Annotated in this window: 25 protein-coding genes and 1 tRNA gene; 18 read left to right on the top strand and 8 right to left on the bottom strand. The window is 63.6% G+C overall.

Going from position 1 to position 22,223, the window contains the following annotated elements:
- Window positions 1-61 precede the first annotated feature (61 nt).
- The 10 genes from HSR6_RS08645 to HSR6_RS08605 all read left to right on the top strand — a co-directional run bounded on the left by HSR6_RS08645 (window position 62) and on the right by HSR6_RS08605 (window position 8,427).
- Window positions 62-289, top strand: coding sequence for a 4Fe-4S ferredoxin N-terminal domain-containing protein (locus HSR6_RS08645; RefSeq protein WP_083426147.1), 228 nt, complete (start codon window positions 62-64; stop codon window positions 287-289).
- A 6-nt stretch (window positions 290-295) separates the two neighbouring features.
- Window positions 296-2,602 (top strand): molybdopterin-containing oxidoreductase family protein, encoded by a 2,307-nt coding sequence (locus HSR6_RS08640; protein WP_071933365.1) that lies wholly within the window; start codon window positions 296-298, stop codon window positions 2,600-2,602.
- Window positions 2,602-3,204 (top strand): 4Fe-4S dicluster domain-containing protein, encoded by a 603-nt coding sequence (locus HSR6_RS08635; RefSeq protein WP_071933364.1) that lies wholly within the window; start codon window positions 2,602-2,604, stop codon window positions 3,202-3,204. The genes HSR6_RS08640 and HSR6_RS08635 overlap by 1 nt, the downstream gene beginning before the upstream one ends.
- A gap of 10 nt (window positions 3,205-3,214) precedes the next feature.
- The gene (locus HSR6_RS08630; protein ID WP_071933363.1) at window positions 3,215-3,532 is read left to right on the top strand and encodes a hypothetical protein; all 318 of its coding nucleotides are present in this window, start codon (window positions 3,215-3,217) and stop codon (window positions 3,530-3,532) included.
- On the top strand, window positions 3,532-4,482 hold the full coding sequence (locus HSR6_RS08625; protein ID WP_070365492.1) for a cytochrome b/b6 domain-containing protein: 951 nt from the start codon (window positions 3,532-3,534) through the stop codon (window positions 4,480-4,482). The genes HSR6_RS08630 and HSR6_RS08625 overlap by 1 nt, the downstream gene beginning before the upstream one ends.
- A 114-nt stretch (window positions 4,483-4,596) precedes the next feature.
- Entirely contained in the window at window positions 4,597-5,286 is a 690-nt protein-coding gene (locus HSR6_RS08620; RefSeq protein ID WP_070365491.1) for a TorD/DmsD family molecular chaperone, read from the top strand.
- Between the two features lie 243 nt (window positions 5,287-5,529).
- Window positions 5,530-5,700, top strand: coding sequence for a hypothetical protein (locus HSR6_RS11020; RefSeq protein WP_157754400.1), 171 nt, complete (start codon window positions 5,530-5,532; stop codon window positions 5,698-5,700).
- Window positions 5,701-5,748: 48 nt separating this feature from the next.
- Window positions 5,749-5,952: a hypothetical protein gene (locus HSR6_RS08615; RefSeq protein ID WP_070365490.1), complete on the top strand. Its 204-nt coding sequence runs from the start codon at window positions 5,749-5,751 to the stop codon at window positions 5,950-5,952.
- 51 nt (window positions 5,953-6,003) lie between these two features.
- Entirely contained in the window at window positions 6,004-7,080 is a 1,077-nt protein-coding gene (locus HSR6_RS08610; RefSeq protein ID WP_071933362.1) for a sensor histidine kinase, read from the top strand.
- A gap of 171 nt (window positions 7,081-7,251) precedes the next feature.
- Window positions 7,252-8,427, top strand: a complete 1,176-nt coding sequence (locus HSR6_RS08605) for a Fic family protein (RefSeq protein WP_070365488.1) — start codon at window positions 7,252-7,254, stop codon at window positions 8,425-8,427.
- 384 nt (window positions 8,428-8,811) lie between these two features.
- On the opposite strand, the gene HSR6_RS08600 is transcribed toward HSR6_RS08605, so the two are convergent.
- Together HSR6_RS08600 and HSR6_RS08595 are read right to left on the bottom strand one after the other, a co-directional pair.
- Window positions 8,812-8,885: transfer RNA gene (locus HSR6_RS08600), tRNA-Lys, on the bottom strand.
- A 53-nt stretch (window positions 8,886-8,938) separates the two neighbouring features.
- Window positions 8,939-10,222, bottom strand: coding sequence for an MBL fold metallo-hydrolase (locus tag HSR6_RS08595; protein ID WP_071933361.1), 1,284 nt, complete (start codon window positions 10,220-10,222; stop codon window positions 8,939-8,941).
- A gap of 99 nt (window positions 10,223-10,321) precedes the next feature.
- Here HSR6_RS08595 and msrA point away from each other — a divergent pair, with 99 nt between their 5' ends.
- The 5 genes from msrA to HSR6_RS08570 all read left to right on the top strand — a co-directional run bounded on the left by msrA (window position 10,322) and on the right by HSR6_RS08570 (window position 13,760).
- Entirely contained in the window at window positions 10,322-10,855 is a 534-nt protein-coding gene (gene msrA, locus HSR6_RS08590) for a peptide-methionine (S)-S-oxide reductase MsrA (protein ID WP_071933360.1), read from the top strand.
- Window positions 10,856-10,911: 56 nt separating this feature from the next.
- Window positions 10,912-11,346: a 30S ribosomal protein S6e gene (locus tag HSR6_RS08585; RefSeq protein ID WP_070365486.1), complete on the top strand. Its 435-nt coding sequence runs from the start codon at window positions 10,912-10,914 to the stop codon at window positions 11,344-11,346.
- A gap of 64 nt (window positions 11,347-11,410) precedes the next feature.
- Entirely contained in the window at window positions 11,411-11,845 is a 435-nt protein-coding gene (locus HSR6_RS08580; RefSeq protein WP_070365485.1) for a DUF5807 family protein, read from the top strand.
- Between the two features lie 299 nt (window positions 11,846-12,144).
- Complete coding sequence (locus tag HSR6_RS08575) at window positions 12,145-13,290, top strand: NAD(P)/FAD-dependent oxidoreductase (protein ID WP_070365484.1); 1,146 nt, start codon at window positions 12,145-12,147, stop codon at window positions 13,288-13,290.
- Between the two features lie 2 nt (window positions 13,291-13,292).
- Window positions 13,293-13,760: a DUF1641 domain-containing protein gene (locus HSR6_RS08570; protein WP_071933359.1), complete on the top strand. Its 468-nt coding sequence runs from the start codon at window positions 13,293-13,295 to the stop codon at window positions 13,758-13,760.
- On the opposite strand, the gene HSR6_RS08565 is transcribed toward HSR6_RS08570, so the two are convergent.
- From HSR6_RS08565 to HSR6_RS08555, 3 genes are read right to left on the bottom strand one after another with little or no spacing between them, the layout of a single operon-like run.
- Window positions 13,761-14,840, bottom strand: coding sequence for a DHH family phosphoesterase (locus HSR6_RS08565; protein WP_071933358.1), 1,080 nt, complete (start codon window positions 14,838-14,840; stop codon window positions 13,761-13,763). It abuts the gene before it with no gap.
- Window positions 14,841-14,881: 41 nt separating this feature from the next.
- Window positions 14,882-15,415 (bottom strand): GNAT family N-acetyltransferase, encoded by a 534-nt coding sequence (locus HSR6_RS08560; protein WP_071933357.1) that lies wholly within the window; start codon window positions 15,413-15,415, stop codon window positions 14,882-14,884.
- Window positions 15,412-15,780: a universal stress protein gene (locus HSR6_RS08555; protein WP_070365480.1), complete on the bottom strand. Its 369-nt coding sequence runs from the start codon at window positions 15,778-15,780 to the stop codon at window positions 15,412-15,414. Before HSR6_RS08555 ends, HSR6_RS08560 begins: the two co-directional genes overlap by 4 nt.
- A 77-nt stretch (window positions 15,781-15,857) precedes the next feature.
- Here HSR6_RS08555 and HSR6_RS08550 point away from each other — a divergent pair, with 77 nt between their 5' ends.
- Window positions 15,858-16,490, top strand: coding sequence for a DUF5806 family protein (locus HSR6_RS08550; RefSeq protein ID WP_071933356.1), 633 nt, complete (start codon window positions 15,858-15,860; stop codon window positions 16,488-16,490).
- On the opposite strand, the gene HSR6_RS08545 is transcribed toward HSR6_RS08550, so the two are convergent.
- On the bottom strand, window positions 16,487-17,773 hold the full coding sequence (locus HSR6_RS08545; protein WP_071933355.1) for a dihydroorotase: 1,287 nt from the start codon (window positions 17,771-17,773) through the stop codon (window positions 16,487-16,489). The genes HSR6_RS08550 and HSR6_RS08545 overlap by 4 nt on opposite strands.
- A gap of 92 nt (window positions 17,774-17,865) precedes the next feature.
- Between HSR6_RS08545 and HSR6_RS08540 the strand changes: the two genes are divergently transcribed.
- Entirely contained in the window at window positions 17,866-18,687 is an 822-nt protein-coding gene (locus HSR6_RS08540) for a hypothetical protein (protein WP_071933354.1), read from the top strand.
- 48 nt (window positions 18,688-18,735) lie between these two features.
- On the top strand, window positions 18,736-20,205 hold the full coding sequence (locus tag HSR6_RS08535) for an Hvo_1808 family surface protein (protein ID WP_071933353.1): 1,470 nt from the start codon (window positions 18,736-18,738) through the stop codon (window positions 20,203-20,205).
- Here the strand turns inward: HSR6_RS08535 and HSR6_RS08530 are convergent.
- Together HSR6_RS08530 and HSR6_RS08525 are read right to left on the bottom strand one after the other, a co-directional pair.
- Entirely contained in the window at window positions 20,202-20,870 is a 669-nt protein-coding gene (locus HSR6_RS08530; protein ID WP_070365475.1) for a DUF7537 family lipoprotein, read from the bottom strand. The genes HSR6_RS08535 and HSR6_RS08530 overlap by 4 nt on opposite strands.
- A 63-nt stretch (window positions 20,871-20,933) precedes the next feature.
- The gene (locus tag HSR6_RS08525; protein ID WP_070365474.1) at window positions 20,934-22,145 is read right to left on the bottom strand and encodes an MFS transporter; all 1,212 of its coding nucleotides are present in this window, start codon (window positions 22,143-22,145) and stop codon (window positions 20,934-20,936) included.
- Window positions 22,146-22,223 lie beyond the last annotated feature (78 nt).

Here is a 22,223-nt window from a genome sequence, read left to right as displayed (position 1 = left end):
AAAGAATAGGTCTCTCCCCTGTCTGGCGGTTACGGATAACTGGATACTGGTGACCGTCCAGATGACAAATACAGATGGTGCGGGTGGGCAACGCCGCCCGCTCTCAGGGGACGAGATGGGGAACCTCGGCGGCCGGCAGGACTACGACGAGGACCTGGGTCGGCGGATGGCCCGCGACGCCAGGCGGGTCTCGGATGGGGAGCTGTCCGAGGCCGAGTTCCACGAGAAGTACCACGAGGAAGTACTCGAGGAGTTCGGACGTGACGATCGACCACTGGCTGTTGACTGACCACTCATGAGTAACTCTACATCGACCACGAACGAATCCGACGGTTCGCGAATCGAGCGCCGCACGTTCCTGAAAGGAAGTGCTGCGGCCGCACTATCGGCGGGTATCGGTGGTGCTGGGGTTTCCCAGGTTGTCCAGGGGAGTACCGAATCGGAGGCGGGGTCCGACGGTTGGGTCGCTTCCGGGACTTGCTGGGACTGCCACCAACTGTGTGGCCAGCGGGTGCGGATGAAAAACGGCACCGCCGTCGAACTCAAGGGCGTCGACGGACATCCCCGGGGGAGCCCGGGCGAGGGCCGCGAGGGTCGGCTCTGTTCGAAGGCCCACGCCCAGATCGAGAAGGCCTACGACCCACACCGGATCAAGGAGCCCTACGTCCGCAAGGACGGCGAACTACAGAAGGCCTCCTGGGAGGAGGCCTTCCAGGTCGCCGCCGACAAACTCGCGACCTTCAAGGACGAACACGGGCCGGAGAAACTCCTCATGGCGGAGGGGTATGATACCGATGACATGTGGAAACACCTTATCATGGACATCTACGGGAGTCCGAACAAGGTGGGCCATAAGACGATCTGTCACGGGCCGTGGTCCTACACGTGGGACTGGATGGGCGGTCGGGGGCGGCCCGCGCCGGACCACAAGAACAGCGAGTACATCATCAGCTGGGGTCGGAATCTGCTCGAGGCGTTCAACGGGCAGTGGGAACCGATGGGCATTCTGGATGCGATCGAGGAGAACGACGCGACCCTGGTGACCATCGATCCACGGTACACCAAGACGGCCCAGCACTCCGACGAGTGGCTCCCAATCGAGCCCCGGACGGATGGCGCACTCGCGCTGGCGATGGCCAATGTCATCATCGAGGAGGGGCTTTACGACGAGGACTTCGTCGAGAACTACACTTACGGGTTCAACGAATTGCGACAACAGGTCAGTGACAAAACGCCCGAGTGGGCAGCCGAGATCACTGACATCGACGCGACAAAGATCAGGAAGGTCGCCCGCGGGTTCGCCGAGGCCGCGCCGAACTGCTATGCGACGGTTTGGACTGGTATCACGAACCAGTCGAACGGACAGAAAAACGCGCAGAACATCCACGTGCTGAACGGCCTCGTTGGCAACCTGGACCGGCCCGGTGGACTCCGGTACTGGGAGTCACCGGTCGATCTGGCAGACCCATACGAGGTGCAGGGCGTCGAGTTCCCGTCCAACCAGGACGGACGTTCACAGCCTCTTTCGGACTATGAGGAGTACCCGTTCCACCACGTCCGCGGGCTTGCACACGCCCAGTTCCCGGAGGCCGTGGAAAACGGCGACGTCGCCGGGGCCTTCATGTACTGGTTCAGTCCGCTGAAAAACTCCAACACGCAGGACTGGATCGAGGCCCTGGAGGAGATGGACCTCTTGATCGCCATCGACGCCTACTGGAACGGAATGACGCGCCGAGCGGATGTCGTCTTCCCCGAATCCTCTCAGCTGGAGAAGCCGATGCTTGGCGCGGGCGGATCGGGATCTTACTCGACACAGGGCTGGGTCACCGGATCGAAGGCCGCGATCGAGCCCCAGTGGGACACCAAGCCCGGCTTTGACATCCTCAAGGGGCTTGCCGAGGCGATGGGCTACGGCGAGTACGTCCCGTGGGATTCCAAAGAGGAGAAGATCAACGACGCACTCTCCGGCATGGGGCTCACACTCGATGAGCTAGACGAGAAGAACTACGTCATCCAGGGCGAGTATGGCTATGAATCCTGGAAGGAAGACGGGTTCGACACGGCAACTGGCAAGTTCGAGTTCGTCCTGGACAACGTCGAGGATTATGCCGCCGCTGCCGAACAGGCCGGGATCTCGACGGCACCCGAGTACGTCCCACCAGAAAAGTTCGGCCAGATGCCGGACGAGGAGTATCCACTCGACTTTACTGACGCCTTCGTCGAACAGATCTCACGTGGCGGCGATCAGACGCTCGATCACTCCCGCCAACTCCTCGCCGAGCGATGGGGGCTCGATCACAAGGATTACCGGGGCAATTACCTGTTGCTCAACCCCGATGACGCCGAACCCCGGGGTATCGAGGATGGTGACATGGTAACCGTCGAATCGCCCGAGGGCTCGATTTCGCTGATGGCTCACGTGACCGAGGGCATCAAACCAGGATACACGGCGACGACCCTCGGCTGGGGGAAGGGCTCCATCACGCCCAACGAGGAAGGAGGGAACTCCATGATGTTACATAACGCCGATCAAATCGAACCGATCAGTGGGCAGGTGGCCCGGCACATCAAAGTCGAGGTTACGAAAGGAGGTGATGCCTGATGGGCGAACAGTGGGCCTTCTACTTCGACGCGAACAAGTGCATTGGCTGTCACGCCTGCACGGTCGCTTGCAAGAATCAGAACGACCTCGACCCCGAATCGGCCACCTGGCGACGGGTCGTGCAGTCCGGGCAGGGTGAGTTCCCCGATTACGAGGAGATCAGCGTGTCCATCTCCTGTATGCACTGTGAGGACCCACCCTGTGAAACGGTGTGTCCGACGGGGGCCATCGAGAAGCGCGACAGCGACGGTATCGTGACTGTCAATCGTGATAAGTGTATTGGCTGTCACTACTGCGCCTGGAGTTGCCCGTACGGCGCGCCGAAGTTCGACGGCGACAACAAGATGCAGAAGTGTCACATGTGTCTTGGCAAAGGTGCTGGCGAGGGATACGGCTCGCCCGCAAAAAAGCACGAAGACGACGGTGGCGAGAAGCCGGCTTGTGTCGATACGTGTGTCGGTGGGGCGCTCAAAGCCGGTCCGATGGACGAGTTGACGAAGGAAGCAACAGAGGACGCCGTCAATAGAGCCACCAAGCGAAAGGGCAACGTCATCATCGAGACTGGCGGACCCACGGTGACCTTCGAGAGCGAGTCAGACTAAGACGAATACCATGGCAGAAACTACACAGACAACTCAACGGAGCCTGTTCAAGCCCGAATACCGGGCAGCGATCGCCACGGTGGTCGCCATCGTGGTGACTTTCGGGATCTTCATCGGGGTAACGGGATACCATCCTCCGGTAACCGAGTGGGTTCCGAGCGCCGTCGGACTCGTCGGGCTCGAGGTCGCGTACTCGACGTACAACGACCTCTGGCTGCTGGTCCGTGTCCTGCTCGGGGCGTACATCACGTTCGTGCTGCTCGTGGTGGCCCTCCAGCTGATCGGGACCTGGCGTCGGCTCATCGTGGACGCCGGAGGTGAGTCCTGATGTCGACGATGACCGGCGAGAGCACGCTGACCCGGTTCACCGACGTGCAGGTCTACGCCCACGGCTTACTCGCCCTCTCGATCCTCCTCCTGTGGGTGACCGGCCTGCCGATCACGTTCCACGACCCCTTTGCGTGGCTCATGACTATCGTGGGGTATGACAACGTCGTGCTGGTTCACGTCGCCGCGGGGGCGGTGTTGATCCTCACGTCGGTGTTCTACCTCGTCTACGGGCTGCTGGGGATGGTCGGTGGCGTGACGACACTCTCGAACATCCTGCCCGGTCTGGGGGACATCCGCGAAGCGATCGAGCACATGAAGTACCTCGCCGGGCGTCGCGGGCAGCCCGCCTCGGGGAAGTATACTTTCCTCCAGAAGGCCGAAGTCTGGATCATCGTCGCCGAGACGACGGTCATGATCGCGACGGGCGTGATCCTGTACGCGGGCACGTTGAACGGTGCGTCGCCGGCCCCGGCCTTCCTCATCACCCGGGACATCCACGCCATCGTCGCCGTAACGATGCTGGTGGGGGTGACCTTCCACCTCTTCATGACCCACGCCAAGGAGTTCCCGCTCGACCGCTCGATGTTCACCGGGAACGTCACGCTGGGTCGGGCCTGCGATGAGTGGGAGGGCTGGGTCGAGACCTCCGTCGGGTACTTCGACGTGTCCTGCTCGGAAGAGACCCACACTACCGCACTCACCACGAGTGTCATCGTCGGGATGATCCTCTTCGGTGTCGTCTGGACGGGGATCATTCTGGAGTACGTTCTCTCCCCGGTTCCGACCGGCGGGCTGAGCGTCGCTCAGGACGTGGCACCGAACGCGATGCCCGGCGGGGTGCTGGGAACTATCTACGCGATCGGCCTCAACATCGCAATGTTGGTCGTCTTTGCGGCGATCGTGGCCCTGGCATACGGGTTCTACGATCGATGGACTGTTGCCGAATGAGCCGAATTTATACGTAATTATGTCCTACTCGTTTCGTTTCCGACACGAACCGCCCCCGGTACAGCCCACACGAGTGGATGTGCAGATGACCCGAGCGACGAGTGGGAGGAACGCATGACCGAACCGCTCGAGGATGTCGATCTCGGCCGGATTTACGGGCTGCTCTCGGAGTGTTTCAAACACCCGGACGAGCAGTTCTACGAGGACGTCGCCGCGGGCGCGCTGGAGGCCGAACTGGAGCCGGTGGCCGAGGCCCTCGATATCGAGTACGAGACCGGGGTCGATCCGGACCTCGTGCCCGAGTCGGCCGCGGCCTTCGACAACGAGTACATCTCGCTGTTCGAGGCCTTCGAGACGCCCTACGCCCCGGCGGTCGAATCACCGTACAAGGAGTGGCACGATGGGGTCGCCGGCGACGGGCTGTTGGATGGCCCGCCTGCCGATGACATGCGCGAGCGCTATGCCACACTCGACATCGAGATTCCCGACGCGTACATGCCGGATCATCTGGCACTCCTGCTTGAGTACGCCTCGCTCCTCGTCGAGGCCGGAACCGAGGAGCAACACCGGGTGTTCGTCGCGGACCATCTCGATTGGCTCCCGGCTTTCCGAAAGCTGGTCGCGGATGCCGCCGCTGATGCGCCGTTCCACCGCCGGTATGTTACAGTCACCGACGCCGTCGTCCGGGCGGTCCGCCAGGATCTCGGTATCGAGGAACCGGATACAGAAACCGTCCAGACGATGCTCAGTCGCGTCGAGGACGGCATAGAGGGCGTCCCGGAGGAGAAGACCTTCCGGCCGTAACTGGCCGTTTCGATCTCGCTTTCGAATCGACGGATAGAGTGTGGACTCTTCGGCTGTCGCGCAAGCAGGAAATGGGGGTGGATGGGTGCTCCCCGGGCGCTCGGTACGTTCCCTCGACGAGGGCATTTGATACTCGGAGGTAGGGGTATGAGTGTTTTGTGCTCGCCCCTCGATTCGACGGACCTAAATCGCTGGACGGCAGCGGAACAACGAAGGTTCTCGGCCCCGTAGTTCAAGTCGATCATGGCTTCAGATTCCACGGGACGGTACCACGACTGGCGGTCGTTTCTGCGCTGTCCGGACTGTGGACGGGACACGGTCACCCTGGAGCACTACGACGACGGGACGATGTTTCGGTGCGACCATTGCGGGGCCGAGGCGTGGGCCGCGAACGTGGTGTTCGAGACACAGTAGTCGGCCGGGACCGTCACCGTTAGATGGGTCCCGCTCACAGCCGGAGGTATGACACGGTATCAGGACCGACTGACGGTCGTCGGTTTGTTGGTGGGTGCGTTCGTCCTCGTCGTGGGACTGGGGACGCTTTTGGGTCAGCCCTGGCAGTACGCGGCTGGTGGCGCGCCGGTCATGGGTCTCCAATTACTCGGCGCGCTTGGGGCCCTCGTGATCGGCGGCTTTCTCGTGTCCCTCAGCCGAGTTGGGGCCTGACCGGGGGACCGACATAGCCTAAACCCGTGCCCACGAAGGATCTGCTAACTGATGGACCGTCCCAGTTCGGACTCACAACTCCTCGATCGCATCTTCGAGACGAGCCCGACCGGACTGGTGGTGTTGACTCCCGGGGGAGACATCACCCGGTGTAACGACCGGGCGGAGGAACTGCTTGGGCTCGAAGAGTCGGATATCGAGGGCAAGCGGTACGTCGAACCCGAGTGGCAATTCACCGACGAGGACGGGAGCCCGATTCTCGAATCCGAGCACCCGTTCGTTCGGGTCCGGGACTCCGGTGGGCCGATCTTCGGCCAGGTGTACCGGATAGAGCGCCCCCACGCCGATCCGATCGTGGTCTCGATTTCGGGTGCGCCGATCACTGCGGACGGAACGGTGGCCCGGATCGTCTTTGCCTTCGAGGATATCACCGAACGCCGGGAGCGCGAGCGCGAACTCGAAGTCATGACCCGGCAGCTGGAGGTGCTCAACCGGGTCGTGCGTCACGACATCCGCAACGAGATGGCGGTGGTGCTCGGCTCGATCGAGACCGCCGTGGATCAGGTGTCCGACCCGGACACCATGACGAACCTCGAACGCGCTCAGCAGGCCGGGGACCACGTGGTGTCGATCACGAAGACCGCCCGGGACCTCATGGAAGTCGTCACGGCGACCGAACCGCCCGAACTCGACCCGATCGAGGTCGCGCCGATTCTGGAAGAGGAGGTGGCGATGGTCCGGGAGGGCACCCCCGACGCGACGGTTCGAATCGAGGGCTCGATCCCCACCGTTTCGGTCCGTGGGACTGACCTCCTCGACTCAGTTTTCCGGAACCTCCTCTCCAACGCGATCGATCACTCCGACCAGGAGGCTCCGACAGTGACGGTTTCGGCCACGGTCCAGGATGACCGCCTCCGGGTCTCGGTCGCGGACGACGGCCCTGGGATTCCGGAGGCACAGAAGTGGTCGATCTTCGGGAAAGGCGATCGCGGGCTGGAGAGCGACGGGACCGGTATCGGGCTCTATCTCGTCGAGAACCTGGTGACGCAGTTCGGCGGGGACGTCTGGGTCGAGGACAACGAGCCCCGGGGTGCGGTGTTCGTAGTCGAGTTGGATATCGTCGAGTGATTCAGGGCCCAGTTCAACCGCCTGCCCCTGTGAGTTGTATTTGCCACCACCATCTCACCGCTTGAAATTCGTGCACGACGATTAAAATCATCTATGGGAAAATTCCACGTCTAGTATATTCATTCGCCGCCAATAGATTAATTTATAGAGAGCTCTACTGGTTGCGTATGCATGCAACAGTCCGAACTCGATTCTAACGCTCCTGGCGAACTCATCTCGTACGGCCAGCGGTCGTACTACGAGCCCGATCCGCTGCCGCCATCTCCGGATCTCGATCTCGGGGACGACTTCTGCGAGAGGCTTTCGGACGCGACGTTCTGGCTCGGGAAACTCAGTGGCGTGAGTCTCGAACTCGATTTCCCGCCAGTACTCTACACGTCACTTCTCCGGAAGGAAGCCATGGAATCAGCTGCAATCGAAGGCGCTGATGTCGACTACAACGCGCTTTACAGTCTCGAAACACGCTCGTTTGACGCCGGCGGAGACAAGATTCGCGGCGAATCCGCGCCGGACCAAACGAAGGACACACAGGAAGTTCTCAACTACGAAGCCGCTATCGAGGATGGTATCGAGGCACTCGACCGAGGCGAAGCCCTGACCGTCGAATGGGTACACCAACTCCACGAGACGCTTCTCACTGGCGTTCCAGACGACCGCGTCGATACCGATACTCTCGGTGCGTACAAGACGAAACCGAACCATATCGGTGACTTCCTGCCACCGGTTCCAGACAAGGTCGACGGCTTGATGGATGCGCTTTTCACTTACTACAGAACTGGCGGGAGCTACCACTCCCTCGTCGACATCGCGCTCTTCCATTATCAATTCGAGACCATCCATCCGTACGGCGACGGGAACGGTCGTCTCGGTCGGCTTCTCATCACGCTCCAGTTGTACGACGCTGGCTATCTCGAACGCCCGAATCTCTACCTCAGTGAATACTTCAATCGAAACAAGCCGACGTACGTCGATCGGTTGGAGGCCGTTCGATACGGTGGCGATTGGGAAGCGTGGGTTTCGTTCGTTATCGAGGGCATTGCTCGGCAGGCCCACGAGTCCGTCGACCGAACACGCTCGCTTGCCGACCTCAAGGGTCAGTACGACGCCGAATACGGGGGCAAGTCGTACACGAAAAACCAACTCGCATTGAAGCTCTTCGAACAGCCCTACGTCACGAGCAAGACTGTTCAACGGCTCTTCGATGTCAAGCAACCGACGGCGTCGCGAGTAATCAACGACCTCGTCGAGGAAGGGGTCCTTGAGGAAGTGACCGGGAAGGGACGCAACAAGGAATATCGAGCCAGCGAGATTTTCGAGATTCTGGAGCAACCACCCCAGACCTACTGACTCGTGTGGCGATTCCTACTGACCGTTCTGTCGTTCGAGAGCGCCTTGCTCCCCACGTTCGTTCGTCGCAGAAGCGGGCCGGGAGGGATTTGAACCACGGTCGGAGCAAAGCTCCTCCCTGATTCAAATCCTCCTGGCCGCTTCGCTCCTCACCTACGTTCGTCGCAGAAGCGGGCCGGGAGGGATTTGAACCAACGCAAACCTCGCTCGCATTCGCTCGCTCGGTTTCCTGGGTTCAAAACCGCAGCCGGTTTTCTGCTCACTTCGTTCGCAGGAAAACACGGGCCGGGAGGGATTTGAACAACGTGAAACGCTCGCTCCGCTCGCGTTTCTCTAGTTCAAATCCCTCGCCGTTCGTACTCCTCGCTTCGCTCGGAGATTTCACGGGCCGGGAGGGATTTGAACCCCCGTCCGTCTGGTTAAAAGCCAGACGCTCTGCCTACCTGAGCTACCGGCCCACACCTACACCGTCGTGACTGTCCGGTTAAACCCTTTCCCTCCGCGACGACCATCAGAACGCGACCGAGTCCCCGTTTCTCGGTGCCGTCGCCTCGAACCCTGCTTCCCGTAATTCCGCCGCAAAGCTCTCACATCGATCGCCGTGGTTCACCAACACCGGTGTGTCCCGATAGGAATCGAGGAAGGCCAGCAACCCATCGCGATCCGCGTGGGCTGAAAAGTCGTACTGCTCGACCTGGGCGCTGACCCGCATCCGCCGGTTGTCGATCTCGGCACTTCCGGTCTCCAGCAGGTCCCGGCCGGGCGTGTCCGCGACCTGATACCCGGTAAGCGCGATCTTGTTCGTCGGATCGCCCTTGATCGCCGGAATGTAGGTCATCGCCGGCCCGCCCGTGAGCATCCCGCTTGTCGTGACGATCGCAGTCGACTTCTCGGCGATCCGCCGCCGCTGGCCGTCCCGGCCGGTGACGAACCGGGCGTGTGATCGCGCCCGTCTGAGGGCCTCCGGATCCCGAACGAACTCCGGGTACTGCAGGAGCATGTCGGTCACCGCTTTCCCCATCCCGTCGACGTAACATGGGATGTCGTGGGCCGCACAGAGCAGGAGCATCTCCTGGGTCCGGCCGATCGCGAACGCGGGGATCACGACGGTTCCGCCCTCCCAGAGAGTCTGCTCGACACTCCGCACGAACCGCTCCTCGACGGTGCCCCGATCCTCGTGTTCGACATCAGAATACGTGCTCTCAACGACGAGGAGATCCGCCTCCGGACGGGCCGTCGTGCCGGCCACCAGGCGCTGGTCGTCCGTGTGGAAGTCCCCGGTGTAGAGCAGTCGCGTGTCGCCGTCGTCGACGAGCACGTGGGCGCTGCCCGGGATGTGACCGGCATCGAAGAAGGTGATTTCGTGACCCGCCGCCGTGAATGGCTCCCGATAGCCGTGACTCCGTGACTGCTGAGTCGTTCGCTTGACGTGGGTCTCGGTAAACGGGCAGTTGTAGGTACCGCCCAGTTCGCGGGGCTGGAATCGGCCCGTCGCCGCCCCGCTTTCCGGCACGCCGTGGAGCTTGAGCGTGTCGTGGGCGAGCGTTCGTGCTAACTCCCCGGTCGGTGGTGTCCAGTGGATTTCGGGCCAGTCATCGCCCCGCATGAGGGTCGGGACGTTCCCGACGTGGTCCAGGTGGCCGTGACTGGCGACGATCGCCTCGACGGTCGGGGTCTCCAGTGGAAATTGCAGTGGCTCCCCCGCCAGAATACCGAAATCGAGGAGGAGCCGGTCGTTGACGAGGAGGGCACTCCGGCCGACCTCGCGGGCCCCACCGAGGAAGCGTAGCTCCATCGAGTCTGCGTATTCGGGCCGCGGGTTTGCACTCGTCGGTTCGACTGCCTTGCCTGCCCCTGCCGGTGGCCTTTTGGCTCGATCGCCCGAACTGTGTGTATGCCAACCGATCCCGAACTGGCGACGTTCGCCGGCGGCTGCTTCTGGTGTACCGAAGCGGCCTTCAAGGAAGTCCCCGGTGTGCAGTCGGTGACCGCCGGCTACGCCGGTGGGGACGTGCCTGACCCGTCTTACGAGGAGGTTTCGACCGGCGAAACCGGCCACGCCGAGTGCGTACAGATCGAGTACGACCCCGATACCGTCTCCTATGTCGACCTTCTTGGGGTCTTCTTCCGCGTGCACGACCCGACCCAGTTGAATCGACAGGGGCCCGACGTGGGATCCCAGTATCGCTCCGCGATCTTCGCCCACGATACGACACAGCGGGAGACCGCCGCGGAGTTCATCGAGATCCTGCTCGCCGAGGACGCCTACGATGAGGAGATCGTCACCGAAATCGAGGATCTGGATGCCTTCTATCCGGCTGAAGCGTACCATCAGGACTACTACGAGGAGAACCCCGAAGATCGGTACTGCACGCTTTACGTCGAGCCGAAGGTCAAGAAGGTGCAGGCGGCCTTTTCCGAGGAGTAGTTCGACCGGCAGACGGGTTCGATGCCCTTTTGACGCCCGGAGCAGTCCACACGACTATGGCTACGTTCAGCGTCGTCGTCTCCGACCCGGAGACGGGGCGATCGTTCACGCGCGAAGTCGAGGGGCAGGACGCAAACCGATTCATGGGTCGCGAAATCGGCGACACCGTCGATGGAACCGCCGTCGGTCTCGACGGGTTCTCCGTCGAGATCACCGGTGGCTCCGACGACGCCGGCCGCCCGATGCGCGGCGATGTCAAAGGCCCGAATCTCTCCGAAATCCTGATGGAAGGCGGTGTCGGGTTCAACCCCGACCGGGACGGCGAGCGCCGTCGTGTCACCGTCCGTGGACGGGAGGTCTCCGAGGCCGTCGCCCAGCTGAACGTGCAGGTCACGGAAGGCGAGGGCTCGGTCGCCGTCGCGCTGGGCGAGGAAGAGCCCGAAGACGAAGCGGACGAGGACGACGAAGCGGACGAAGACGACGAGGAGTAAGTCTCCGGATTTGGGGTCTGTCTGACTCCGCCGACCTTTTCCCCGCGCTCGCCAAGTAGCGGGCATGAACACGGACATCGAGGCGTTTCTCTCGGGTGACCGACCCGATCACGTCGCCGCGTACCTCTCGAGGGACGCGACCGACGTCGATTCGCTCGCCGACCAGCCCTATGCGTCGCCAACCGACAATGGCGTCTTGCTGGTGGTTCCAGGGGATGCGGGTCGGAGTGCGTTCCAATCCGCGACTGGCACCGACCCGATGGCGTTCGCGAGCGAGGCGATGGCCACGGACGGGCACATCGACCGCTCGCTCACGGATGCAGACTGCCCGGACGAGGGTGACGGCGAGACACACGAACTGCGATTGCTCTTTGCCTTCGCCGAGGAACAGAACGAGGACGTCGATGGGCTCTACGCGGAAGGGGACGTGATTCACGCGTACGCCCAGTGCTCGTGTGGGTTGGCCTACGCCGATAAGTGGGTGGCCGACGGCCGATAGGGTGACGAAACGAAAACCAATATTTTGAGGGCACCATTTCGGATTTCCGCTTGACTGGCCGATAATCGCGGTTACTAATCTTTAGTTGCCCAAAATAACGTGGGGATAGTTGCGCTTAACTGTTGGTTCTTTAACTTATTTTGCGGAGTTTTTATATTGTTTGTGTGTGACACATAAACTGTGCGTACCAATACCAAGACTATCCCGACTGACGGTGAGCCGATGGCCGGGCCCAGCGGTGGGGCTGTACGCGTCCAGTGCGGGGAGCCAGCCCTGGCTGAAGGTGGGGTGAGAACGCGATGACGACAGAGATCGCCATCGTTGGCGGCGGCGTCGGTGGCACCGTCACGGCGAATCGGCTGTTGAAACGGCTCGAACGTGAGCTGGCGACGGGGGCGGTCGAGATCACGTTGATCTCGGACAATCCCAAACACATCTACAAGCCCACGTTCTTCTACGTCCCGTTCGGGGAGAAAGAACCCGAAGACGCGGAGCGACCGCTGGCCGACCTGGTCAACCGTCGGGTCGATCTGATCTACGACCGGGTCAATATGATCGATACGGACGCGAAGACACTCGATCTGGCCTCGAACGGCCAGTTCGGCTACGACTACCTGGTGGTCGCGACCGGTGCGATCCCGGATCTGGAGTCGACACCCGGGTTCGGCCCCGACGGCGACGCCCAGCACTTCTACGACGGGGCGGCCGCGACAGCGCTCCGCCGCGAACTCGCCGATTTCGACGAGGGGCATCTGGTGCTCTCGGTGATGGGCACGCCACACGTCTGTCCGGCCGCGCCGGTGGAGTTTACGATGCTCGCGGACGCCGAGTTCCGCGAACGGGGGATTCGGGACGACGTGACGATCACCTACACCTATCCGCTGCCGCGGCTTCACAGCGTCAGGCCAGTTGCCGACTGGGCCGAGCCGCGATTCGAGGAGCGGGATATCCAAACACAGACGTCGTTCAATCCAGAGACCGTCGACAACGATGCAAACGTCATCCACTCGTTGGAGGGGACCGACCTGGAGTACGACCTGCTCGTCGGGATTCCCGAGTTCCGTTCCGGGGACCTGATCCAGGCCGCGGGGCTGGGCGAGGAGTGGATGGAGGTCGACAAACATACTCTCGAATCCGACCATGCCGCGGACGTCTACGGACTGGGTGACGTCACGAACATCCCGACCAGCAAGGCCGGCAGTGTCGCTCACTACGCCGCCGGAACCGTCGTCGACCGGATCGCGGCCCGTGTCCGCGGCCACGAACCACGGGCCCGGTTCGCCGGCGACACCATCTGCTTTCTCGAGGCGGGAATGGAGGAGGGGTCACACATCAGCTTCGATTACGACACCGACCCCGTGGTTCGTGATCAGACCGAGTTCGTGCATTGGGCCAAGTTCGCCTATAACGAGATGTACTGGCTTACGGCACGGGGGCTCGCATAACCATGACCGACACAGACGAACCGATCGATCCGGAGGCAGAATCCGTTCAAAACGCGCTCGAAACGCTCGTGGAACTCGAGGAGACCGGAACCCTCGATGACCTCGCGGAGGCTGCCAATCTGGTCTCGTTGGCCGCCGAAGCGGTCGATGACGACATGGTCAAGTCGACGATGCGGGCCGCCGTGCGGGCTGGGGAACTGTTCGACACCGCCGCCGGCGAACCCGAAGCCCTCCGGAACCTGGAGGTCTTCACCGCGGCAATGACGGAGGCGGCCCCCGATCCCGCGGATCCGCCGGGGAAGGTCGGCCGGTTCGGTGCCATCGGGAAAATGGGTGACCCCAAAGTCCAGCGTGGGCTCGGGTTCACGTTCCGCCTGCTACACGAGATCGGCGATCAACTCGAACAGCGGGCCGACCGCTATGACTTCGAGTCGGAACTCGCCGCCCTAGACGATCTCGACGAGCGGTAGCTACTCCTCGGCCGGTTCCTCGGGGAGGTTCCAGAAGGCCTTCATGAGCAGTTGCTTGGCCGGAGCCCCCCGGGTCGTCCAGTGGTGGGCGTAATCCAGCATGTCCTCGTAGATGCGCGGCTTGCAGCCTGCGGCTCGGGGATGACCGCCACCGCCGACCTGTCGGGCGACCTCGTGGGCACGCTCGAAGTCCTCGCTCCCCCGGATCGAGGCGCTGCCGGCGGGCTTGACGATGACCGCCGCGTCCGCACCCTGTTCGCGAAGTGTCTCTGCGACCTCGTTTTGCGAACACCGGCCGTAGGTCACCCCGACCGTCCAGTCCCGGATCTCGTGCATTTCGGCCCGCGCGACGGCCCGTTCGATCCGATCTTCCTTCTCGACCCGTCGCTCGGCGAGGAATTCCCGAACCTCCTCGGGGAAGTCGACGCCGTGTTCCTCGATGACCTCCAGGTACTCCTCGGGTTCGCTCCAGTGGGAGAAATCGGCCAGGTCGTCCGAGCGGTCGTCCTCCTTGATCCAGAGGTCGTGATCGCGGGTGACTGCCGCGAGTTCTTCGAGGTGCGGGGAAATGTCCTCATCGAGTGAGCGGGCAGCGACGTCGGCGGTGCATTCGGTCTCCGAGTCCCCCACGACCAGTTCCACACCCGCATCTCGGACTGCTTCTTTGGCCGCATCGGTCCACTGGTGGTGATCGTACCAGGTAACTGAGCCGGCGTGCTCGGTGAGGCCCGCGAGCGCCTCGTTTATCTCCTCGGGATCGTCCGGGGCCAGATCACAGATGAAGACCTCGCCACCCGCCTCGCCGAACTCGGCGGCCTGTTCGATCCCGTCGGCGAGTTCGTGGGGGCTCGCGGGGATGAACGCCGCTTCGCCGAGGACATCCCGCAGGATCGCCACACAGCCCAGGCCGTCGGCGTCGGGATCGACGACAGCCAGCACCGACGCGCCGCTGACTCGGGACTCGATCTCCCGTTCTTTGACTTCGTCTTCGACCGTGTCGGGGATGAAAAACCCCTTGCCGGGTAACAGGGACTTCCGCTCGGGCGAGAGGTTCTGGTCGTCGATGACCCAATCTTGCATACTCGTGGGACGGCACCACGCGGTAAGAATGACCCGGTCCACTAGGCAGGATCGCCCAGTCGGATGCTCATCTCCCGCTCGAAGTCCTCCGCGCCCGTGCCCTCGAACCCGACCTTCCGGTAGAGCCGGATCGCCGGCTTGTTCCAGCGCTCGACGGTCAGCCAGACGTACTCGACCCCGTCAGCCGCGGCGTGACCCAGGAGGGCTTCGAGCAACGTGGTCCCGATGCCAGCGCCCTGGTAGTCCTGGTGGACGAAGATCGCCAGCTCGTAGGCCCCGTTCCCGTCCCCAACCAGGGTCGCGTGACCGACGATCCGGTCCTCGTGTTCGGCGATCACGTTGTAGCAGTTCTCACAGAGGAGGTGATCGAGCCAGTCCCGGATCGCGCTTTCGCCGACCGGGGGGATCCCCTGGGCGCGCTCGGCGGGATCGAAGTCGGCGTACATCTCCAGGAGCGCCGCCCGGTCCCCCTGGCAGACTTCGATCTCGATCGGCCGACCGTCCTCGTCCGTCCAGGTCTGGGGTGGAGTCGGGAACGGACCGGCCGGCGCGTCTGGATAACGGCGGTCGGTCATCTGAGCAAGGTCACGCTCACGTGGGAGTTGAGGAGGACGAACTCGGCGATGGACCCGATCCGGATCTTGCCCATCGGGCTCTGTTCGCCACCCCCCAGGACGATGCGATCGAAGTTCTCCGATTCGGCGAGTTCTACGAGTCGACTCCCCGGATGCCCCTCGACCCGGCGCAGGTCGATCGCCGGCAACTCCTCGGCGATCGCGTCGCGAACGGACTGTTCGAACTCGTCGATCGGGCCCTCGTCGTCGGGATGTTCGAGGACGGCGACGGTCAGTTCGTCGCCGACGTCGCGGGCTCGCTCGACGGTTCGGTGGAGCGCTTCGAGGGAGTCCGACCCGGTGCTGATCCCGAAGAGGACCTTCATAGCCGTTCATCGCCGCACCGTCTAAAATATATGTCGCTCCCCGTCACCCTTTTGCGGACCCACTCATAACGGGCGGTATGGACGAGGATCCGGTGGCGTCTGCGCCGCCGAATCGCCGGGTCGCCGCCGGGCCGGACGCGGTTCGATCGCTGCTCGCAGTCGAGCCGGCGGAGACAGCAGCCGTTCCGGACGACGTCGCGAAGTACGAGCGCTTCAAGAAAGTCGACGGGGCGACCTACGAGCGGGTCAACGAGTTTCTGCGCGATCGCACCTACATCACGGCCCGCGAGTGGGCGATCGCCCGGCTCTGTGCGGACTTCCGGACCGAGACCGGCGTCGAGATGACCAAGATCGGCGAGAACCTGCCCGAGCTGGTGCCGTTTATGACCGATACCTACTCGCCCCAGGCGGTCAACCAGGCCCGATCGGCCTTCGAGGAGAAGGTCCGGATGGCCGGGGCAACCTTCCTCTACGGGGCGATGAGCGGCTTTTTCACCGCCGACGAACTCGACGAGGTGATGTACGAGGCCACCGAGGTCGCGAAGTTCCTCCTCGAAGTCGAGGGCGTGGATCTGGCCGTCGAGGAGGAGTTAGCCGGCGAGGAACGCATCTCCTCGGTGATGAGGGAGGTCCGGGAGGCGAGTGAAAAACTCCGCGAGGAGGAACACACCTGCCCGAATTGTGGCCACAGCTTCGGTGGCGACGCCTAGTCGGTCCGGACGTTCTCACCGACAGGCGCACCGAACTCCCCCGCTGGCCCTGCTGGATCTTCGGTCTCCCAGACGACCTGCCCCCGCACCAGCGTGAGTTCCGGGAACACCGCGGATTTCCCCTCGAAGGGCGTCCAGTCGGTCTTTCCGTGCAGGTCCTCGCCCCGGATCTTCCGCGTCGCGTCGAAATCAACTAACACGAGGTCGGCGTCGGCCCCCGCCTCGATTCGTCCTTTTTCGGGCAGGTCGAAGATCCGGGCCGGGTTGCGAGCCGTGAGGTCCCGGACTCGCTTGGGATCCAGGCGATCGGCGGCGACTTCCCCCAGCAGGAGCGGCAAGGCCGTCTCGACGCCCGGCACGCCACTCGGGGCCGACCAGATGTCCGTGTCCTTCTGGGCGCGAGTGTGGGGGGCGTGATCGGTCGCGATCACGTCGACGGTTCCGTCCGCGACCCGCTCGAACACGTCCCGGCGAGTGGATTCCGCCCGGAGCGGCGGATTCATTCGCCCGAACGTGCCTAATTCGGGGAGGTCGTCCCGCGAGAGGAACAGGTGATGGGGCGTGACTTCAGTGGTCAGCCCGGCCTCGGCGGCCCGATCGATCCCCGCGGCCGTGCTGGTATGGGCGATGTGCACTGGCCCCCCGATCTCGACGGCCAGTTCTGCGGCCACGTCGATCGCCGCGATTTCGGCTTCCGGGGGGCGATAGTCGCTCCAGGCTGGGGCGTCCGTCCGGTCACGAACGCTCTCGTCGAACTTCGTGGCGTCCTCGGCGTGGACGGTGACGGTTGTCTCGGCCTCCTTGCCCCGCTTTAGTGCGTCCTCGAAGCGCGATCGATCGATTCCCATGTCCCCGGTCGAGTCGGCCAGAAAGACCTCGCCGAGTGCAAAGAGCGGGCGCTCGAACAGCGTCTCGGGGTCCCAGGACGGTGTCACGCCGCCGTTGATCCCCCAGTCGATCAGCGAGGCGGCGGCCAGCTCCGCCTTCCGGTCGAAACTCGGGCCGTCGATGGTCGGCGGGTCCGTGTTCGGCTGGTCGACGGCGGTCGTCACGCCCCCGGCTGCGGCCGCTTTACTCCCGGTCGCCCAGGTCTCCTTCTCGGGGAAGCCCGGTTCCCGGAAGTGCACGTGAACGTCGATCATGCCCGGGAACAGCCACTTCTCGCTCGCGTCGATGACCGTCTCGCCGTCCAGGTCGGTGCCCACCGCTTCGATTTTCTCCCCGTCGATGGCGACGTCCCGCTCCCGCCCGTCGGGTAAGGTCGCGTTGCGGAATACCTGCATACCGGTAACTCTCTCGGAACGGGCCTAAAGCTCCCGGGATCCCAGGTGGCCGCGACCGAAGGGGTGAATTTTGCGGCCCGCAAAGTCGCCCCATGGTCACGCTGGGGGCCGCCGCCCTGGAGCCGTTTCCGCGCGTCGCTCGCTACAACTCCCCGTATCGGGCCCATCGTGGGGGCCGGGCCATCGATCTCTATCCGGGGACCGCGGTGGCCCCGAGCCCGGTCGCCGGGACGGTCACGATGACCCGGCAGGCCGGGGCGCCCAGCCGGCCCTACGCCGCCGAACACGACTACTTGATCGTGATCGACACCGGCTCCGAACTCGCCCGGATCCTCCACGTCGATCCCGACGTCGAGGCAGGCGAGACTGTCGAGATCGGGGACCCCCTGGGAAGTCTCGTCCGATCGGGGTATTTCGCCCCCTGGGTCGACAACCACGTCCACCTCGGATTTCGCGAATACGGCACTGATCCCGTTCGCGCCAGTGGGTCACTCCCGGTCGAGCTTGGGGTCCCGGTCGCTGGCGTGGGCTGGGACGGGACCGGCACGATCCGGGAGGCCGGGGAGACCTATGCCATCCTGGATTCGCCACCCCATCCCACCCCCGGCGACCGGTTCGTGGGGCTCGCCGACGACACCGGCCAGTACGTCCTCGACGGCGGCCTGCCACACTACGAGACCGGCGGCGTCCATCCCGTCCATGGCCGGGAGGGAGACGGTGCAGCCAGCCTGCTCGGGACCGAACTCACTCCAGGGACTGGTACCGTCGAGTGGCCCGACCTGACGGTGCGGGTGAACGGCCAGCCGATCACCGGCCTCTCCTTGCTCCTCGGTCGTGACCGATTCGGTGCCAAACTCATCTGTCCGGACCTGGCCTGTTCGGTCGGCGAGTCGGTCACCGTCACCGTCTCCTGAGCCGCCGCGGGCGGCAGCATTTTACCCCTGGCTCACCGACCGGCAGCCATGCGTCGTCGACTCGGGGCGCTCGCGCTGGCCGTGTTGCTCGTCACGGCTGGCTGTGTCGGGGCCCCGACACCACAGCAGTTCGAACCCGGTGGCGAGGACCCGACCGCCACCGGACTCGACCCGACCCCGACCTCGAATCCGCCGCCGGATCCGGAGACCGACAGGCTCGGGTGGGAAGACGGCTACTGGCACAACGAGACCCTGGATGTCGATCCGAGCGACGGCCTCAACCGCTCGGAACTCGACGCTGTGGTCGCCCGGGGCATGGCCCGGGTCGAGGCGATCCGTGGCCTGGAGTTCGAGGAACCGGTCCCGGTCGAGATCATCGATCGGGCGACCTTCCGTAATCGGAGTCTCTCCGATTCCAATCACTCGACGGCCCAGCGGCTCCACCAGAACGTCAAGTTCGAGGCGACGTTCTTCCTCGGCGAGGACGAGAGCGCGATCCAGCAGCGCTCCGCGAACACCGCCTCGGCCGTGATGGGCTACTACGCCCCGGGAAATCACAGCATCACCATCGTCTCGGATAGCGGGCCACCGCTCCAGTTGAACGAGGTCACGCTGGCCCAGGAACTCTTCCACGCCGTCCAGGAGTCGACCTTCGAGGTCTCAAAACTCTCCGGTGACACCGAGGAGCGTCACAACGCGAAGTTGGGGATCATCGAAGGGGACGGCAACTACGTCGATTACCTCTACGAGAAACGCTACAGCGAGGCCCTGGTCATGCCCGACGGGAGCGGCGGCGGAGGCGGCGATTCGAGCACGCACCTGGGCATGCTCGCCCTGCGTCTCCAGCCCTACAGCGACGGGCCGGTCTTCGTCGAGTCGATCCGCCAGCAATCCGGCTGGGCCGGCGTGAACGCGGTCTACGACCGCCCGCCGGAGAGCACCGAGCAGACGATCCACCCCGAACGGTATCCGGACAACAAACCCCGACACGTCATCGTCCAGGACCGATCCGGACCGGACTGGTCAGTGCCAGACCAGGGCGAGGGCGCGATCGATTACGCCCAGTTCGGCGAGGGTGGTCTGTACGTCATGCTCTGGTATCCAAGCCACGTCGAGACTACCGAACGGAACGAGGTGACCGACGTGGTGGTCCCCTATCGCCATTTCTTCCGCACCGAGGACCCACTCGACATGTACAACTACTCTCACCCGGCGACGACTGGCTGGGCGGGTGAGCGGCTCGTCCCCTACGTGCGAAACGATTCGGCGGCCACCAACGAGACGGGCTACGTCTGGAAGATCGCCTGGGAATCGAACAGCGACGCCCGGGAGTTCCAGGCCGCCTACGAGGAGTTACTGGACTATCACGGTGCCAGTGCTGTCGAGGGTCGATCCGACACCTACCGGATCGACGAGGGGAAATTTGCCGACGCCTTCCGGGTCACTCGATCCGGAAGTACCGTGACCATCGTGAACGCGCCCACGGTCGAAGAACTGGACGCGGTACACGCGAGTTAATTCGAGAAGTCCTGACACTCCATATCAGGGGCGGTAATGGGCTCGACGTCGCCCCAGGAGTGAAAGTCCAGGCGGCCCCAGTCGGACTCGACCCGGCGCAGGTAGCCAGTCGCCTGGCTCACGTAGATCGTCAGAGTGCCGTCCACGTCCTCGCCGGTCACCTCGAAGACGTAGACGGTCTCGCCGTCGATGGTCGTGGTGCCCTTCGCGGTGAGGTCGGCGTCGGGCTTCTCGGCGTAGGTGTCTGCCTCTGTGTCGACGTCTGATTCCTCGGGTTCCACGCTCGGGCCGGGGTTCTTGATGCAGGTCTCGTCGTTGATCACGACGTAGTCGGTCCCGTCGACGTGATACAGCTCGTAGACGTCGCCGGTCGAGGAGTCTTCGATTCGCTGGTAGTAGTCATCCCCCTCGAACCTGGCTGTTGCCGATCCGGTGAGTCCACGCTCCGGGTCGTCGTACTGGATGTCGACCGCATAATCCGATTCGAGTTGATAGACCGCCCCGAACTGGACGGTTTCGTCCCCGTTTGACCCGTCCGCGGCGGTGGTCGTCGCCTGGGGCGTCGTGGTAGTCGTGCCGTTGCTGGGCTCCTGGTCGCTGCTACAGCCAGCGAGGAGGCTCAGGCCGACCGCCACGCTGGAGGCGATGAAACGGCGTCTTTCCATACATCATGTTAGGTTCTTCATTATAATAGTTCTATATGACTTTGAAATTACATGTTTGCCAGCTCAGGAGCGTGGCATCAGCGCGGTGAGCGCCACGACCAGCACCATCAGGCCGGCAAGGAGGAGATACCCCTCGTCGAAGTAGCCGTTATCGGCGACGACGCCGAAGAGTACTGGGCCCGCCGACCCCAGCGTGGCGGCCGTGGTTCGAACCACGCCCAGGCCGGTGCCACGGATTCGCTCGGGAATCGTATCCGCGAGATAGGACTGGGTAATCGCGCCGGACCCGAGCATGGTGCTGATAACGGCCGTCAACCCGACGAGCGTCCAGAGCCCTTCGACAGCCGGGAGCACCGCGAGGGCGAAGACCGGGCCGATCAGGACAGCCAGGAGCGACGCGCGCATCCCGTATCGGTCGTAGGCGGCCCCCGCGACTGGTTTGACCAGCACCCCGACCCCGAAGAACAGGGCAAACACCGTCCCGGCCACCCCCGGTGAGAGATCTTTCACGTTGACCAGGTATGTCGGGTAGAAGGCGGTGAAGGACTGCCAGACCAGCAGGTAGACGAAGAGCACGACGGTGGTGAGCACCATCGTTCGGGTTCGCAACTCTTCGATCACCGCCCGGGCACGCTCCAGGGAGATGGCACGCTCGCCGGCTTCCGTCCCGGCCGAGGGATCGCTGTCCGGAACGACCGCCCACACCAGCCCCGCGAGCAGGAGGAAGAGTGGCACGAGTATTCCAAAGCCCATCTGCCAGGCGATGGCCCCGGCGACGAAGCCGGCTGCGGGTGGAACCACCGTCTGGCCGGTATCTCCCGTCGCCATCGTCACCCCGAGGGCACTCCCGATGTTGTCGGGGTAAATGTCAGAGAGGACGGTGATGCGTGCGATCGGATACAGCGACAGGCCGATCCCGACCAGCCCGGTTCCGACGAAGACAGCGACGGGATTTCCGATCAGGGCCACGATCGCGAGTGCCACCGCCACGACCCCTAGCCCAGCGGTCATGACATAGCGCTCGTTGAACCGGTCGGCCAGGATCCCGCCGGGAAGCTGGCCGAGCGCGGAGCCCAGCCAGATGATCGTGACGAGCAGTCCGGCGACAGAAAGCGAGAGGTCGAAGCTCTGGCGAATGTAGGGAAGCAGGACGGGATAGCTCATCCGTGTCCCGACGAGGAGCCCCCAGCCCGACGCCACGGTGGCGAGGATTCGGCCCCGGCCCTCGCCTCGCAGGGCGGCGATCGAACGAGCGATAGACTGGAGTGGATTCATCGACGGTGGACAGTTCACACTGGGGTAGAGAAGACCGTTTCGTCCTCGGGGCGACCGGAGAGCGGTAGGGTTTTTCGC

Source organism: Halodesulfurarchaeum formicicum, from assembly GCF_001886955.1.
GTDB classification, from domain to species: Archaea; Halobacteriota; Halobacteria; order Halobacteriales; family Halobacteriaceae; genus Halodesulfurarchaeum; species Halodesulfurarchaeum formicicum.
This window is presented reverse-complemented; position numbering and strand designations above follow the sequence as displayed.